The 13,969-nt window shown below is 55.4% G+C and carries 14 protein-coding genes; 3 read left to right on the plus strand and 11 right to left on the minus strand.

Annotation, left to right across the window (positions count from 1 at the left end):
• Positions 1-24 precede the first annotated feature (24 nt).
• The 3 genes from JQR90_RS19840 to JQR90_RS19850 all read right to left on the minus strand — a co-directional run bounded on the left by JQR90_RS19840 (position 25) and on the right by JQR90_RS19850 (position 2,622).
• A complete protein-coding gene (locus tag JQR90_RS19840) occupies positions 25-1,380 on the minus strand; it encodes a sensor histidine kinase (protein ID WP_010798908.1) in 1,356 nt (451 codons plus the stop codon).
• Entirely contained in the window at positions 1,380-2,081 is a 702-nt protein-coding gene (locus JQR90_RS19845) for a response regulator transcription factor (protein ID WP_010798909.1), read from the minus strand. Before JQR90_RS19845 ends, JQR90_RS19840 begins: the two co-directional genes overlap by 1 nt.
• Before the next feature lie 73 nt (positions 2,082-2,154).
• Positions 2,155-2,622 (minus strand): MEKHLA domain-containing protein, encoded by a 468-nt coding sequence (locus JQR90_RS19850; protein WP_083603107.1) that lies wholly within the window; start codon positions 2,620-2,622, stop codon positions 2,155-2,157.
• Positions 2,623-3,007: 385 nt separating this feature from the next.
• Between JQR90_RS19850 and quiC the strand changes: the two genes are divergently transcribed.
• Together quiC and JQR90_RS19860 are read left to right on the plus strand one after the other, a co-directional pair.
• The gene (gene quiC / locus JQR90_RS19855) at positions 3,008-4,918 is read left to right on the plus strand and encodes a 3-dehydroshikimate dehydratase QuiC (protein WP_010798911.1); all 1,911 of its coding nucleotides are present in this window, start codon (positions 3,008-3,010) and stop codon (positions 4,916-4,918) included.
• Positions 4,919-5,012: 94 nt separating this feature from the next.
• Positions 5,013-5,687 (plus strand): TetR/AcrR family transcriptional regulator, encoded by a 675-nt coding sequence (locus JQR90_RS19860; protein ID WP_019364568.1) that lies wholly within the window; start codon positions 5,013-5,015, stop codon positions 5,685-5,687.
• Positions 5,688-5,744: 57 nt separating this feature from the next.
• On the opposite strand, the gene JQR90_RS19865 is transcribed toward JQR90_RS19860, so the two are convergent.
• From JQR90_RS19865 to JQR90_RS19900, 8 genes are all read right to left on the minus strand, one after another.
• Positions 5,745-6,755: a TRAP transporter substrate-binding protein gene (locus JQR90_RS19865; RefSeq protein ID WP_010798913.1), complete on the minus strand. Its 1,011-nt coding sequence runs from the start codon at positions 6,753-6,755 to the stop codon at positions 5,745-5,747.
• A gap of 50 nt (positions 6,756-6,805) precedes the next feature.
• Positions 6,806-8,086: a TRAP transporter large permease subunit gene (locus JQR90_RS19870; protein WP_010798914.1), complete on the minus strand. Its 1,281-nt coding sequence runs from the start codon at positions 8,084-8,086 to the stop codon at positions 6,806-6,808.
• Positions 8,086-8,634, minus strand: a complete 549-nt coding sequence (locus tag JQR90_RS19875) for a TRAP transporter small permease (RefSeq protein WP_010798915.1) — start codon at positions 8,632-8,634, stop codon at positions 8,086-8,088. The genes JQR90_RS19870 and JQR90_RS19875 overlap by 1 nt, the downstream gene beginning before the upstream one ends.
• A 95-nt stretch (positions 8,635-8,729) precedes the next feature.
• The gene (locus JQR90_RS19880) at positions 8,730-10,058 is read right to left on the minus strand and encodes an MFS transporter (protein WP_010798916.1); all 1,329 of its coding nucleotides are present in this window, start codon (positions 10,056-10,058) and stop codon (positions 8,730-8,732) included.
• 41 nt (positions 10,059-10,099) lie between these two features.
• Positions 10,100-10,960: a shikimate dehydrogenase gene (locus JQR90_RS19885; RefSeq protein WP_010798917.1), complete on the minus strand. Its 861-nt coding sequence runs from the start codon at positions 10,958-10,960 to the stop codon at positions 10,100-10,102.
• A 5-nt stretch (positions 10,961-10,965) separates the two neighbouring features.
• Positions 10,966-11,412: a type II 3-dehydroquinate dehydratase gene (gene aroQ / locus JQR90_RS19890; RefSeq protein WP_010798918.1), complete on the minus strand. Its 447-nt coding sequence runs from the start codon at positions 11,410-11,412 to the stop codon at positions 10,966-10,968.
• A gap of 376 nt (positions 11,413-11,788) precedes the next feature.
• Entirely contained in the window at positions 11,789-12,277 is a 489-nt protein-coding gene (locus JQR90_RS19895) for a DMT family transporter (protein WP_010798919.1), read from the minus strand.
• A 10-nt stretch (positions 12,278-12,287) separates the two neighbouring features.
• On the minus strand, positions 12,288-12,716 hold the full coding sequence (locus JQR90_RS19900; protein WP_010798920.1) for a DMT family transporter: 429 nt from the start codon (positions 12,714-12,716) through the stop codon (positions 12,288-12,290).
• Positions 12,717-12,802: 86 nt separating this feature from the next.
• Between JQR90_RS19900 and JQR90_RS19905 the strand changes: the two genes are divergently transcribed.
• Complete coding sequence (locus JQR90_RS19905; RefSeq protein WP_073449922.1) at positions 12,803-13,750, plus strand: LysR family transcriptional regulator; 948 nt, start codon at positions 12,803-12,805, stop codon at positions 13,748-13,750.
• Positions 13,751-13,969 lie beyond the last annotated feature (219 nt).

Raw genomic sequence — 13,969 nt, forward strand, 5'->3', positions numbered from 1 at the left:
TTGCCAGTAAAGCGCATTAACAATCTAAACACTTTGCCCAGCAGGAAGGCGCAACGTCATGCGCAGGCCACGACCTGTATTTCGGGCCCAAAGGTCGCCGCCTTGAAGACGAACGTTTCGCTGCGCGATGGCCAGCCCCAGGCCAAAGCCGCTGCGGGAGGAGTGTTCTTCTGCGAGCCGGTAAAAGGGTTGAAAAATGTTTTCCAGTTCATGTTCAGGAACGCCAGGTCCCTGATCATCAAGATGAATCAACCAGTAAGCGCCTTCACGTGCTCCGGTCAGTTGCACGCGTCCGCTCGAAGGGGAGTGTCGGATAGCATTACGCAAAAGGTTTTCCAGCGCTTGCATGATGCCATTGATATGTACACGGACTACACAGGTCGGGTCCACCGTGTACACCAAACGGTCTGGTGCCCAGCCGCTTTCAAAGCAGGCGTTTTCAACCAGCGCCTCCCAGATCCCGAGAAGCGATACGTCCTCCTGATGAAAGCGGGGGCGCTCGGTATCCAGCCAAGCGAGGTCAAGTGTGTCATTTACGAGTTGCTGCATATCTTGCACATCACTTTCGAGGCGACGTTTGAGTTGAGGCAAGGCTAGATGACTGTCGCTGGCCACCCGCAGGCGAGCCAGCGGCGTACGTAACTCGTGGGAAAGGTCGCGAAGCAGTCGGCGCTGCTGTTCTATCTGATCCAGTAGCCGGTGCGTCAGGTGATCGAAGGCGCGGGCCAACTCGCCCAATTCATCGTGCCGTCTGCTCAGCGGCGCACCTAATGGGACCTCAAGGTCATCTGCTTCAAGGGCTGCAGCACGCTCGCGCAATCTTGAGAGCGGTACGATTAGATGCCAATACAGAAGCAGGCCAAGAGCGAGCGCCAACAATACCGGCATTACACCGTGAGTCACGACATGGGTCCAAGGGGTGAGCCCTGTGGGCAAGAAGCGCTGCGGTAGTTGAAGAACCAGGCGACCCTGCTCGGGATGGAGAGGGAACTCGATGCTGACGTAGGGGAGCTCATCCTGCAGCCGGCGACTCATGGGCCAGTCCAGCTTGCGCATAAAGGTAAGGCGAGCATATTCCTGGGGTGTCAGTGGTGTCTCACCAAGTGCTCGGAGGTCCGGCCCTATCACCCGTGCCCAGGTGTTTTCCTGAGTTTCGAGCTGACGTTGCCAGGTTTCTATCGCCTCGGCATTCTGATCTCGCAGCCATAGTTGCTCTGCCTCGGCAGCATAACGGGATAGCAGTGCCCGAGCGGAAGTGTCGAGAAAATAACTGCTTCGCTCAACCTGCAATCCCCACGTCCACACCAGCCATACCAATAGCAGGCAGAAGGCGGCCAGCATTAGACCCAGTTTCCAGAAAAGCGAATGACGCAGGCGCATCAGGGCTGTATCCGTGCCACGTAACCTTTTCCCCAGACAGACTGGATCACCACGCGCTGGCAATGGATACGCTGGAGTTTGCGGCGCAGGTTACAAACATGCACATCAAGTCCGCGATCAAGTCGGGTATAGCTGCGACTGAAGACCTCTTGGTAAAGATAGGCCTTGCTGAGTGTTTCATCCTGATGCCTTAGCAGCGTTGTAAACAGTCGGTATTCAGAGTGTGTGAGCTCAGCCCATTGGCCCGCCAGACGGATATCCTGTCGCTGATCATCGGTGTGTGGCAGCCCGGGAGCCGCCACGGGTGGGTTAATATTTCGCTGCCGCTCCAGGGAGACTCGACGCAAAAGCGCATCTACACGGGCATCCAGCTCGGCAAGGCTGAACGGCTTGGGGAGGTAATCATCCGCACCCCGTGTAAAACCAGTGATTCGATCTTGTTCAGCGCCCAGCGCGGACATAAGTATGACCGGAGCAGCACTTTGAGTTCTAAGCCTTTCTAGCGCTGTTAGACCATTGAGTCCTGGCAGCAGGATATCCAGCAGTACCAGATCGAAGCGCTGTGTACAGGCCATGTCCAGACCATTGTCACCACGGCTTTCGTGGACAAGGGTAAAGCCCCGGGACAACAAGTGCTGCTGGATGCCTTCGGCCAGAGCCGGGTCATCTTCAACCAATAAAACGTGAGGCTGTGCAGACATAAATGCAGATGAGAGTCATTAACGGATACCTAGTATCCGAACGTCTACATCCGAAAGCAAATGCCGATTACCTCTACAGGTCTTTTGACTGCGGAATCAGCACGGCCTGTCCCTGATAACGCCCCTCCGCATCATGGAGCTGCCAGAGCGTTGCGTTCTGTATCAGAAAGCATTGGCCGCTCTTCATGACCCGAACACCGCTATAACCGCTGGAATAACCGTCGCGCTTCACCTGATCGATGAAGCGCTGCCGCTCCTCGCGATCCTGTGGACCGGCAGACAGGCGTGAGGGGAGCTGGGTAATTTCCTCCCAGCTATAGCCAAAGCGCTGTTGCGCCGCTTGGTTGGCGTACATGAACACAGGGTCATTTTCGGCGTTATGGGCCAGGACGCAGAAAGGGGCGGAGTAGTACAACCAATCGGCTGCAGCTTGCCCAGAGAGCGGCTCTGGCACGAGGCGTTTGCCCACGTGTTGCTCATAGGAGGTAGCCAGTAACGTAAACAGCAGGACATCAGTCTTCATAGGAGTTGCTTCTTTCATAAAGGCGTCGTGCATGAACCCTGAAGGAAGTGCCAACGTACAAAAGCCGCCCTCATGTGAAAAGAGCTAGCCCTGTCAATCTGTTCAATACCAGAAGGCTGCCTCTTTTTCCCGGGACATGATCACCTCCCTTGGGCGAGCCATACCGTGTATCGATGTTTAAGTTTGCTTACCGCTACCCAGCAGTACCTGAAATAGCAAGGCAGATATGTTCGTTTATCGAACATAAACTAACCAGTGAGTACAAAATAATTTATAAAAGGAGCACTATGAAGGTGAAAGCTATCCAGAGTTAATACCTATCACCGCTGTAGGCGCAAAGAAAACCGATCCGGGCAGCCGAGCGGCCTGGGTCCTACAATATGCCTGCCAAGAGGGACTGATTATGCAGCGCTCGATCGCCACGGTTTCCTTGAGTGGAACCCTGCCTGAAAAACTGGAAGCCATTGCTGCCGCAGGCTTCGACGGTGTGGAGATTTTTGAAAACGATCTGCTCACTTACGGCGGAACGCCGCGAGAAATCCGTCGATTATGCGCTGACCTGGGACTCGCTATCACATTGTTCCAACCTTTCCGCGATTTCGAGGGGTGTCCGCGTGACCGTTTGCCCCGTAACCTGGACCGGGCCGAGCGCAAGTTTGACCTGATGCAGGAGCTCGGTACGGATCTGATACTGGTGTGCAGCAACGTAACGGTCGACTCGATAGGCGAGGAGGCTATTCTGGTGGATGACCTTCGCCTGCTGGGTGAGCGGGCGGGTGCACGCGGCATGCGCATAGGATACGAAGCCCTCGCATGGGGGCGGCACGTCAAGACCTGGCATCAGGTCTGGTCGATTGTGCAACAGGTCGATCACCCCAGCGTGGGCGTATTGCTGGACAGTTTTCATACCCTGTCATTGAAGGATGATCCTGCCGGTATCGCCAGTATTCCGGGTGACAAGATCTTTTTTGTGCAAATGGCTGATGCGCCGATTCTCAATATGGATGTACTGGAGTGGAGCCGGCACTTCCGTTGCTTCCCGGGGCAAGGCGAATTTGATCTGGCCGGTTTCCTGGCGCCGATCCTGCGCTCGGGGTATACCGGTCCGCTCTCACTTGAAGTATTCAACGATGGTTTTCGCGCAGCACCTCCACGGGCCAATGCGGCTGATGGTTTCCGTTCCTTGCTTTACCTGGAGGAACAAACCCGCAACCGCCTGGCCAATGAACCGCCTGCCGATCCGGTTGCGCCGGAGCTGTTGTTCGATCCGGTGCCGCCGCTCGAGTTTGACGGTATCGAATTTCTGGAGTTTGCCGTAGACGAGCCACTTCGTGCAGAGCTTACGCAATGGCTAACCCGTCTGGGTTTTGCTCAGGCCGGGCAGCATCGCTCTAAGAACGTTACCTTGCTCAGGCAAGGCAGCACCAATCTCGTACTCAATGCCGAGCCTTATTCGTTTGCCCATAACTTTTTCGAAGTTCATGGACCTTCGCTGTGTGCCAAGGCCCTGCGGGTCAGTGATAGCGCAAAGGCCATGGAGCGTGCCTGCCAGTATGGTGCGCAGCCATATCGCGGCCTGGTAGGCCCGAACGAGCGTGAGATTCCTGCGGTGCGTGCACCGGATGGAGGCCTGATCTACTTTGTCGCCTCTGGCACGGATGGGCGCTCGATCTACGAAACAGACTTCAACCTGAGCGCAACCTCGTCCACGGACGATGTGCTCAACACCATCGATCATGTGGCCATGGCGCTGCCCGCAGACAGCCTCGACACCTGGGTACTGTTCTACAAGAGCTTGCTTAATTTCAAGGCTGACGATGAAGTTGTGCTGCCGGATCCCTATGGCCTGATGAAAAGCCGTGCGCTGCGCAGTCCCTGCGGGTCGATACGTATGGCGCTCAACATTTCGGAAAATCGTAATACAGCCATCTCTCGAGCCTTGTCGAGCTACCGTGGATCAGGCGTCCACCATATCGCATTCGAATGTGATGACATCTTTGCGGCCGCTGCCCAGGCCAAGGAGGCCGGAGTGCCGTTATTGGAGATTCCGTATAATTACTACGACGACCTCTCAGCGCGGTACGGCTTTGACGATGACTACCTGAGCCGGTTGGCCTATTACAATGTGCTCTATGATCGGGACGCACAGGGAGGCGAGCTGTTCCATGTTTATACGGAGCCGTTCGCGGATCGCTTCTTTTTCGAAGTTCTACAACGCAAAAACAGTTACAGTGGCTATGGTGCTGCCAATACGCCGGTCCGCCTGGCGGCCATGGCTCAGGCGCGCATCCGAAAGACGGCCGGACGTCTTTGAAGGTAGGGCTGTGCCCTACGTGGCATAGCCCTACCTTAATCCAATAACAACAACTACCATAAGGTTTTTGAACCTGCCAATGACACAACCAATAATGGCTGCCGAATCCCTTAGCCCCGATGCTGTAAAAACGCAGTCTGTTCCCCGACTGCCACGAAAGAACAACCCCGAAGAAACCAAGCAGGAAATCCTCCTGGCGGCGGTTGCCGAGTTTGCGGAAAACGGCCTGAGCGGGGCGAGAGTCGATGCCATTGCCGAGCGCACCCGAACATCGAAGCGCATGATCTATTACTACTTCGAGAGCAAGGATCAACTCTACTCTGCAGTGCTGGAAAAGCTCTACGGGGAGATCCGCTCGACCGAGTCGCAGATGCATCTGGATGCGCTCGAACCGGTAGAAGCCATTCGGCGACTGGTCGAGTTCACGTTTGATTACCACGATCTGAATGTCGATTTCGTTCGGATCGTGTGTATCGAGAATATCCATCAGGGAAATTACATTCGCCAGTCACAGGCCATTACCTCAGTCAACTCGTCGATTGTTCAGACCATCTCTAGGATTCTGGTGCGTGGCGTAGAACAGGGCGTTTTTCGGGAGGGGCTGGATCCGCTTGAGTTGCACATGATGATGAGCTCGTTCTGCTTCTATCGGGTGTCCAACCGCTATACCTTTTCCTCGATCCACCAGATCGACCTGACGGATGCAGATAACCGGGAGCGGCACAAGGAACTCATTTGCGACGTGGTGCTGCGCTATGTCTGCAAATGACTGATTGGTGCGCGAATACCGCTGCATCAATTTATGCAGCGGTATCGAGAAAGGGGCTTACTGTGATTTACGCGCTTTTTGTATTTCATCATCCAGCATCTTGACCAGTGCGGGATCGACATCCTTCGCCAGTTTTTCGATGACCGGCTTCGTTTTCTCCCGGAATCGATCCATCTCTTCCGGCGTAATTTCATTGACGGCCATGTGGCCTTTCAAGGTTTGATAGGCACTGTCCTGAGCCTGTCTGGAGACCATGCGCTGATAGGCCTGAGCCTCAGCGGCGGCCTCGGTAATGACCTTGCGCTCGTCCTCGTTCAGCTTGTTCCATGACTTTTCGCCTATGATGAACGATTGCGGGTTGTACACGTGGCGTGTCACCGATAGGTATTTCTGCACCTCGTAGAACTTGCTGCCCAGAATCACGGTATTAGGGTTTTCCTGTCCATCAACGGTTCGCTGCTCAAGGCCCGTATACACTTCGGGGAAGGGCATCGGAACGGGGTTTGCGCCCAATGCGGAAAATGTCTCCAGATAGCTGGGTGACTGTATGACACGGATCTTCAAGCCTTGCAGATCCTCCCAGCGGGCGATGGGCTTCTTGCTGTTGGTTATGTTGCGAAAGCCCAGGTCCCAATACCCCAGGGTATGCAGGCCCTTGCCTTCCAAGCGTGAGGCCAATGCCTGGCCCACCGGACCATCCATGACCTGCTGAGCCTCCTGAGCGTCATTGAAGAGGAAGGGGAAATCCAGAATCGCGAAGTCCTTTACCTGGGCCGCCAGGATACCGGCATTGAGGACGGTCAGGTCCAGTGTGCCGCCCTGAATGGCCGATACGGTTTGCAGATCACCGCCGAGCGTGCCGCCTGGAAAGAGCCGCACCTTGATCTTGCCCTCGCTCTTTTCCTTCACCAGATCTGCAAATTTCTGTGCGCCCTGACCCTGAGGATGTTCCTTCACATTCTGGAAGGCAAACCGTAAGGTCTGGTTACGTACCTCGGCAGCTACCGTGCTGGCATACAACACACCGATTGCGCAGGCGGTAGCCAAAGCTGTTTTGATCATCGTCATCTTGAAAGCTCCATCTTGTTTTTGTTGTTTGCGAAACGGGGTGCAGTGACTTAGCCCGCCAGGAATTTCATTGGACCTGTCACTAGCACCGGGAAAATGACCAGCAGGAGCAGTACCAGCAACTGCGCCAGGAGAAACGGCCAGACACCGCGGATGATTTCATTCATCTGGATCCCGGAGACGCCACATACGACGTTTAGGACGGTTCCGACCGGAGGTGTGATGAGTCCTATGGCGGTGTTGATCAAAAAGAGCACGCCAAAATACACAGGGTCGATACCCGCTTGAACAACGGTTGGCATCAGCACAGGCGTCAGGATCAGGATGGTGGGCGTCATGTCCATGACGGTGCCGACAATAATAATCAGCAGCATGATCATCAGCAGCAGTACGGTGGGGTTGTCCATGAACGGATCGAGCAGGTCAACCAGCTGGCCGGGGAGGTCGGCTATGGTCACCAACCAGGACGAAACCATGGCGGCAGCGACCAATAGCATGACGACCGAGGTGGTTTTTGCCGCACTCAGGATGAGCTCATACAGATCGCTGAGCTTCAGTTCCTTGTAGATCACCGTTGCCACGAATAGCGCATAGACCGCAGCAACCACAGCGGCCTCGGTCGGTGTAAAGACGCCGAACTTCAAGCCAAATACGATGATCAGCGGCAGCCCCAATGCCCAGCTGCCTTCGATGAGCGCCTGCGCAATTTCACGGCCGGAACGCTTGGGTGAGGTTTCCACGACCTCCTTGCGAGCGATCCACCACCAGGCAACCGCCAGAGCCGCACCGAGCATGAGCCCCGGCACAATACCGGCCAGAAACAGCTTGGAAATGGAGACACCGGAGGCGACACCGAAAATGATGAAACCAATGCTAGGAGGAATGATGGGCGCAATGATGCCCCCTGCTGCGATCAGGCCTGCCGACCGTTCGCGGCTGTGTCCAGCCGAGACCATCATCGGTACCAGAAGGGCGGCAAGGGCGGCGGCATCGGCGACGGCAGAACCGGACAGCGAAGCCAGAAGGCACGAGGCGATAATCGCCACATAGCCAAGTCCACCTCGCTTGTGCCCTACCATGGACATCGCAATGTTCACGATCCGGCGAGACAGGCCACCTGCATTCATGATCTCGCCTGCGAGCATGAAAAACGGTACCGCCATCAATGGAAAACTGTCGGCACCGTTAAGCAGGTTTTGCGCAATGATCTGAGCGTCAAACAGATCCAGGTAATACATCATGGCGGCGCTTGCGACGAGCAGCGCAAAGGCGATCGGCATGCCGATGACCATACTGCCGACCAGAGAGCCCAGGAAAACGGAAAGAATCATCAGCTGCGCTCCCCTGAGGCTGTCTTGGGCGGGGTTACGAACGGTGTCTGCTTGTCCTTGGAGGAGGGCGAGGATACAGACGGCAGGGGAAGGAACAGTGCGGCATAGAGTTCGTACACCATGATGCCGACCGAGGTGATCCCAAAGACGAGCCCAGCCGAATAGAACACTGCCATGGACAGTCCTGATGCCGGCGCCAGTACGTCTTTATTGATGACTGCCTGTTGCCAGCTGCCCTGGATTATCAGCCACAGCATGTACAGCACGATCAGGTGAGAAAGGGTGAGACACAGGCGCTTGCCGCGGGCTGGCAGGGCTGCGAGCAGGCTACCCATGCCGATATGCGAGCGCTCCTTGAGGCCGAGGATAGCCCCAAGGAACACCATGAATACAAACAGCCAGCGCGACAGTTCTTCCGATACGCTGATGCCGGAATTGAAGGCGTATCTCAAGACAACGTTGCCGAACACCAGAGCCACCATGCCAAGCATGCACAGCACCAGTAGAAGTTTGATGAAGCGAAAGTACAGGTCGATTATTGTTTTCATGACCATGCCTTTAGGTTTCTCTGCGTGTGTTGTGTTTGTTATGAATCACGAGAAACAACGACAGCCAGGCCCCACGCGTCCCTGCGCCGGGCCTTTTAAAGTTCTATACGCTTCACCTCTCCTAAAATGAAGATGTACGAAAACGCACCGATTAGGGCAAGAACACCGATAAACAGCAGTGCTCCCACAAACGAACCCGTGGTGGCTACGATAAAGCCGACCACCAGCGGCGTAATGATGCCGGCCAGATTGGCCGCCAGATTGAAGATGCCGCCGGTAAGGCCCATGAACTTCTTGGGCGCGATGTCAGAAATGACTGCCCACCCCAGGCCCACCATGCCTTGTCCAAAGAAGGCGATGGAGAGAATCGCGATGACTAGGGTGTCATTGTCGACATAGTTCGCCGCGATGATGGTAGAAGCCAGCAATAGCCCGCTGATAATGGGTAGCTTGCGGCCTACGCTGGCGTTACCGGTGCGCTTGATGATCCAGTCGGACAACCAGCCACCAAACATCACACCTACGGCCGCGGCAATGAACGGCAGTACTGCAAAGAACCCCATCTTTACCCAACCCATATGGCGCTCGGTGGCCAGATAGGTGGGGAACCAGGTCAGAAAGAAAACCAGGGTGGCGTTACCGGCAAACTGACCGATGCACGCTCCCCAGATCTGCCGGTACTTGAGCAACTGGCTGACATTGCTCCATGTAAAGGGAACGCGCTCCTGCGAGGGGGCTGACAAGCCACCGCCAGCCTGGATGTGCTCCCGCTCCGCCTGATTCATGGCAGGGTCTTCATGGGGCTCACGGTAGCGCTTCCACCAGAGCAGGCCGAAGGCGATGCCAATGCCTCCGATGATCATAAACAGCGCGCGCCAGCCAAAGTGCGCGAGAATCATGAATAGTACCGGACTGAGAAAGGCCAAGCCGATGTATTCACCCACGGTATAAATACTCGTGGCACGGGCACGCTCTTGCTGAGGGAACCAGGTACTGACCACTCGGCTGTTGGTGGGAAAGCACGGTGCTTCGGCAAACCCCAGCATCAGGCGCAATCCCAGCAGGGTATAGAAGCCTGAAGCAAATCCGTGCAGCAGCGTAGCGAACGACCAGGAGGTGATCGAGGCAAAATAGGTGAATTTCGATCCGAACCGATCGAGAAATACGCCACCGGGTACCTGAGCCAGCACATACGTCCAGGAAAAAGCAGAGAAGATCAGACCCATAACCGCCGCATCAATCCCAAGCTCTTGGGTCATGACCGGCGCCGAGATACCCAGAATGGTCCGGTCCAGGTAATTGATCATGGTTCCGACCGCTAGCAGGGCAAGAATCACGAAGCGTGCCCGGGTTGGCTTTTGGGATGTGGTTCCAGCATGAGAAGGGGCTTGCGCTATCTGGCCTAGTTTACTATCGGCATGCATTGTTATTGTCCTGTGTCGCTTGGCACGAAATAGAAGGCTTGTCAGTCACCCAGGCTGGCGAAATGCGCCTGCATTCTCTGGGAATCAGCGTGCTGCCCGGTAAAGAGCTCAAACGCCTTCACAGCCTGGAAGACCGCCATGCGGCTACCGTCCAGCGTCTGGCAACCGATCTCGCGGGCGTGCTTGAGCAGTTCGGTTTCCAGTGGAAAATAAATGATCTCAGCTACCCACACCTCGGGCCTGAGCAGTTCGGCCGGTAGCGGCATGCCTGGCAGCTTGGCCATACCCACCGGTGTCGTGTTGACCAGCCCTTGAGTCGCCTGCATGGCGGCGGTCAGGTCTGTTCCCACGCACGCACGATCAAGACCGAAAATAGCCTTGAGGTTGTCGACGAGCGCGTGGGCTTTGTCCTTATCGACATCAAAGACCGTCAATTCAGCTACCTCCTCGCGGAGTAAGGCATGAGCAACGGCTGCCCCGGCACCGCCAGCTCCCATCTGCACAACGCGCTCGCGTGAGACGTCTGGCAGCCCTTGGCGAAATCCTTCCGCAAACCCGAGACAATCAGTGTTATGACCTATCCGCTTGCCCGCTTTGAACACTACGGTATTGACGGCGCCAATACCCAAGGCCTCCTCTGAAAGCTCATCCAGCAGTGGGATAATGGCCTGCTTGCAGGGAAAGGTGACATTCAGACCTGTGAATCCCATGCGCTCGGCTGCTGTGAGAAGTTCAGGCAGAGCGGACGCCTCAAGGCCAAGCGCATCGAGGTCGATCAGCCGATAGAGGTAGCGAATGCCTTGCGCATCACCCTCATGCTCATGCATGGAAGGCGTACGGGAGGATTGAATACCTGAGCCAATCAGACCGGCCAGGACAGAAGGAGAAAATAGAGTGGACATAATGGTCACTTCTTGTTCGTGAAGACGTGAGCGAAGTACTCGATGGCCATGCGATAGCCCGCCACACCAAAGCCGCATAGGACCCCTACGGCAATGGGTGAGACAAAGGAGTGATGCCTGAAGGCTTCGCGCTGATGAACGTTGGAGAGATGGACTTCCACCACGGGCAGCGCTACCGCTGTCAGGGCATCTCGGATCGCAACGGAGGTATGAGTCCAGGCCGCGGGATTGATGATGATTCCAGCATGGGCGGTTCGCGCCTGGTGAATCCAGTCGATCAGCTCACCTTCGTGGTTGGTTTGGCGGAAATCGATCTGTAGGCCGAGCGTATCGGCTGCTTCATGACAAAGCTGAGCGACATCGTTGAGGGTCTCGTAACCATAGATCTGTGGTTCACGGGTTCCCAGCAGGTTAAGGTTTGGGCCGTTGAGGATGAGAAGAGAGCAGGTCATCCAGAGCACTCCGTGTTGTTCTTATGATGTTTGGGCACGCTGAATAACAAAGTGTACTAACTGGTTAATACAGTCAATCCGCCCAGAAGGTACTTTTTATTTATTGCCTGGGGGAATCGACTTACTAATGACAGCATCATCAAAAGAGGTCGGAAAAAAGTCTAAAAAATCAAAAGGTTATTGATGGAACGCGAATTTCTCTGTCGAGAAGGAGATAGTGTGCTGAGATACAAAAACGTGCGGTTATCGTCCATGATGAGAAAAGAGAGAAGCCTGCCCTAGGCGCTTACCCAACGAACAAGCATCCCTATAACTCTAGGGAAGGAGGAGGAGCGGATGGCAGAAGGCATCACTCAGGACACCTCCTGCCAGTTTGTCAGGTACGCTCCTCCACGGGATCAGCCTGGGGCGAACATTCCTGTATCCGATTACTCTGGTAGATCAGCACCAGAGCGCCAAACAGCAGTGCGATAGCAACCAGTCGAGACACGTCCAAGGGTCGCTCGGCATTCCCCAGCCAAGCAAAGTGATCGATGAGAAGGCTCATCAGCAGCTGACCAGTAATGACGGCTACCGTAGCGGCAGCGGTGCCAACGCGAGGGATGGAAAACACCATCGCGAGCATATACACAACGCCAAACAGCGCACCGATCAGCTGCCATTTTGGAGCAGTGAAAAGTGTCATGGGATGAGGGGGTTCGAAGAAAAACACCAGCAAAAATGTAAGCAGGGCACCGCTGGTAAAAGTCAGCCAGGCGCTTTCCAGCACGCCTACCTGCGCGCCAAGCCGGCCGTTGATAGAGGACTGGGCACTGAGTACGGCGCCACTACCCAATACGGCAAAAAGAACCAGAAACTGGAGCATAGGATATACCTCAGTGAATCAGCCAGAGAGCGACCAAGATCAATACGAACGCCATTACGCGATACCGGTCGACGGGACGGCGTGTGCTGCCTAGCAGACCAAAATGATCGATAACCAGACTGGCTCCTACCTGGCCGCACAGGATGCCCACCATGGTCATCCCGACACCGATCAGCGGCGTGGCGACGGTTAGTACGACAACATAGATAGGTCCTAAAATGCCGCCGACTAGCAGCCAGCGTGGCTGACTGAATAATTGGGCCATTTTCGGGCGAGCAAAAATCAGTGCAAATGTGAGCAGTGCGGCGCCAACGAGAAAAATCGACAAGGTAGCGGAGAAGTGACCTACTTCCCCTCCCAGCGGCCCTAACAGGCCTGCCTCCATCGACAGACCCATGCCGGCGATCAGCACAACTAACAGGATCAGAGCGTGTTGCATGTTTATCCTCAAGAAAAAACAATGCGCTACGCTAGTAAGTTGTCATAATTGGAACAATCGGCTTCCAGACAAATAACTATTGTTTTATGAGCAACTCGCCTTCCATGCTGGCCTTGCGGCTGTTCGTCAGGGTCGCGTCGGTCAAGAGCTTTACGCAGGCAGGTGCAGAGTTCAATTTGCCTGCCTCATCCGTTTCGCGCCATATCTCTGCGTTGGAGGCGACGTTGGGGCAGCGGCTCTTGTATCGCCACACTCGGGCAGTCCGATTGACCGAGGCAGGGGAGCGTTATTACCAACATGTTCGGGACGCCCTGCTTCAGCTGGATATGGCGGCGGAGCAGATTGGTGGAGACACTTCAGAGCCGCAGGGAACACTTCGGCTCAATGCTGCCGTCGCCCTGGGGCGTCTGCATCTGGTTCCATTGCTGGTAGAGTTTCAAAAGCGATATCCAAAAATAGACGTCGAGCTGACATTAACGGATGCGTTTATTGATCCTGTGCAGGAAGGGGCTGACATTACTTTCCGAGTAGGACGCCTGGAAGATTCCAGCCTGGTGGCGCGCAGTTTAGGAGAGCAACGGTTCGTGGTGTGTGCTGCGCCGATGTATCTGGAACGGCAGGGTATACCGCAAAGTCCCGGGGCGCTTGAGTATCATAACTGCCTGGTCTACAAGGGAATGCGCGGTGTGCGTCAGTGGTATTTCCGCTCTACAAGCCAGACACCCTTTCAGGCCTATCAGGCCAAAGGTAGCTTTAGAAGCAATAATGCCGAATGCCTGCTTGAGGCGGCGGTGCTTGGGGAGGGGATCGTACTGTTCCCGACATGGCTCGTGCATCAAGCGCTAAGCAGCGGTGCACTGGTAGCAGTGTTGACGGACTGGGAAGCGTCAGAAGATCTCGAAACCCATGCAGTGCATGTGATCTATCCGGAAAACCGCATGCGCTCAGCCAAGGTGAAGGTTTTTCTGGATTTCCTGTTTCATCACGTCGGTCAGCCACCCTACTGGGACAATGGCTTGCCCGTTCAGCGTTGAGAGCGCTTAATCCTCGATGCCTGTACCCGCACGACTGACTTTGGGATGCGCGTGAAAGGCTAGGCAGACGTTGGCTATGTGGGAGAGCGCGATACTGTTAATCGGCTTCACGACTATTTACCGCTTCAGTCGCGTTACAAGTATCTGATCCTGTACCAGTAGTCTGATATAGACGCTCTACAATGCCCTTTCAGCCTAAAAGCCCGTTCGCAGGCGAAC

Origin of the sequence: Pseudomonas sp. JZ114 (genome assembly GCF_051027705.1) — a bacterium.
Taxonomy (GTDB): domain Bacteria; phylum Pseudomonadota; class Gammaproteobacteria; order Pseudomonadales; family Pseudomonadaceae; genus Chryseomonas; species Chryseomonas luteola.

Bases quoted from the DNA above. Each gene is read 5' to 3' on its own strand.
- JQR90_RS19865 (WP_010798913.1), bottom strand. From the start codon at position 6,755: ATGACGATGATCAAAACAGCTTTGGCTACCGCCTGCGCAATCGGTGTG.
- JQR90_RS19840 (WP_010798908.1), bottom strand. From the start codon at position 1,380: ATGCGCCTGCGTCATTCGCTTTTCTGGAAACTGGGTCTAATGCTGGCC.
- JQR90_RS19870 (WP_010798914.1), bottom strand. From the start codon at position 8,086: ATGATTCTTTCCGTTTTCCTGGGCTCTCTGGTCGGCAGTATGGTCATC.
- JQR90_RS19875 (WP_010798915.1), bottom strand. From the start codon at position 8,634: ATGAAAACAATAATCGACCTGTACTTTCGCTTCATCAAACTTCTACTG.
- JQR90_RS19850 (WP_083603107.1), bottom strand. From the start codon at position 2,622: ATGAAAGAAGCAACTCCTATGAAGACTGATGTCCTGCTGTTTACGTTA.
- JQR90_RS19900 (WP_010798920.1), bottom strand. From the start codon at position 12,716: ATGCAACACGCTCTGATCCTGTTAGTTGTGCTGATCGCCGGCATGGGT.
- JQR90_RS19880 (WP_010798916.1), bottom strand. From the start codon at position 10,058: ATGCATGCCGATAGTAAACTAGGCCAGATAGCGCAAGCCCCTTCTCAT.
- aroQ (WP_010798918.1), bottom strand. From the start codon at position 11,412: ATGACCTGCTCTCTTCTCATCCTCAACGGCCCAAACCTTAACCTGCTG.
- JQR90_RS19895 (WP_010798919.1), bottom strand. From the start codon at position 12,277: ATGCTCCAGTTTCTGGTTCTTTTTGCCGTATTGGGTAGTGGCGCCGTA.
- JQR90_RS19905 (WP_073449922.1), top strand. From the start codon at position 12,803: ATGAGCAACTCGCCTTCCATGCTGGCCTTGCGGCTGTTCGTCAGGGTC.
- JQR90_RS19885 (WP_010798917.1), bottom strand. From the start codon at position 10,960: ATGTCCACTCTATTTTCTCCTTCTGTCCTGGCCGGTCTGATTGGCTCA.
- JQR90_RS19860 (WP_019364568.1), top strand. From the start codon at position 5,013: ATGGCTGCCGAATCCCTTAGCCCCGATGCTGTAAAAACGCAGTCTGTT.
- JQR90_RS19845 (WP_010798909.1), bottom strand. From the start codon at position 2,081: ATGTCTGCACAGCCTCACGTTTTATTGGTTGAAGATGACCCGGCTCTG.
- quiC (WP_010798911.1), top strand. From the start codon at position 3,008: ATGCAGCGCTCGATCGCCACGGTTTCCTTGAGTGGAACCCTGCCTGAA.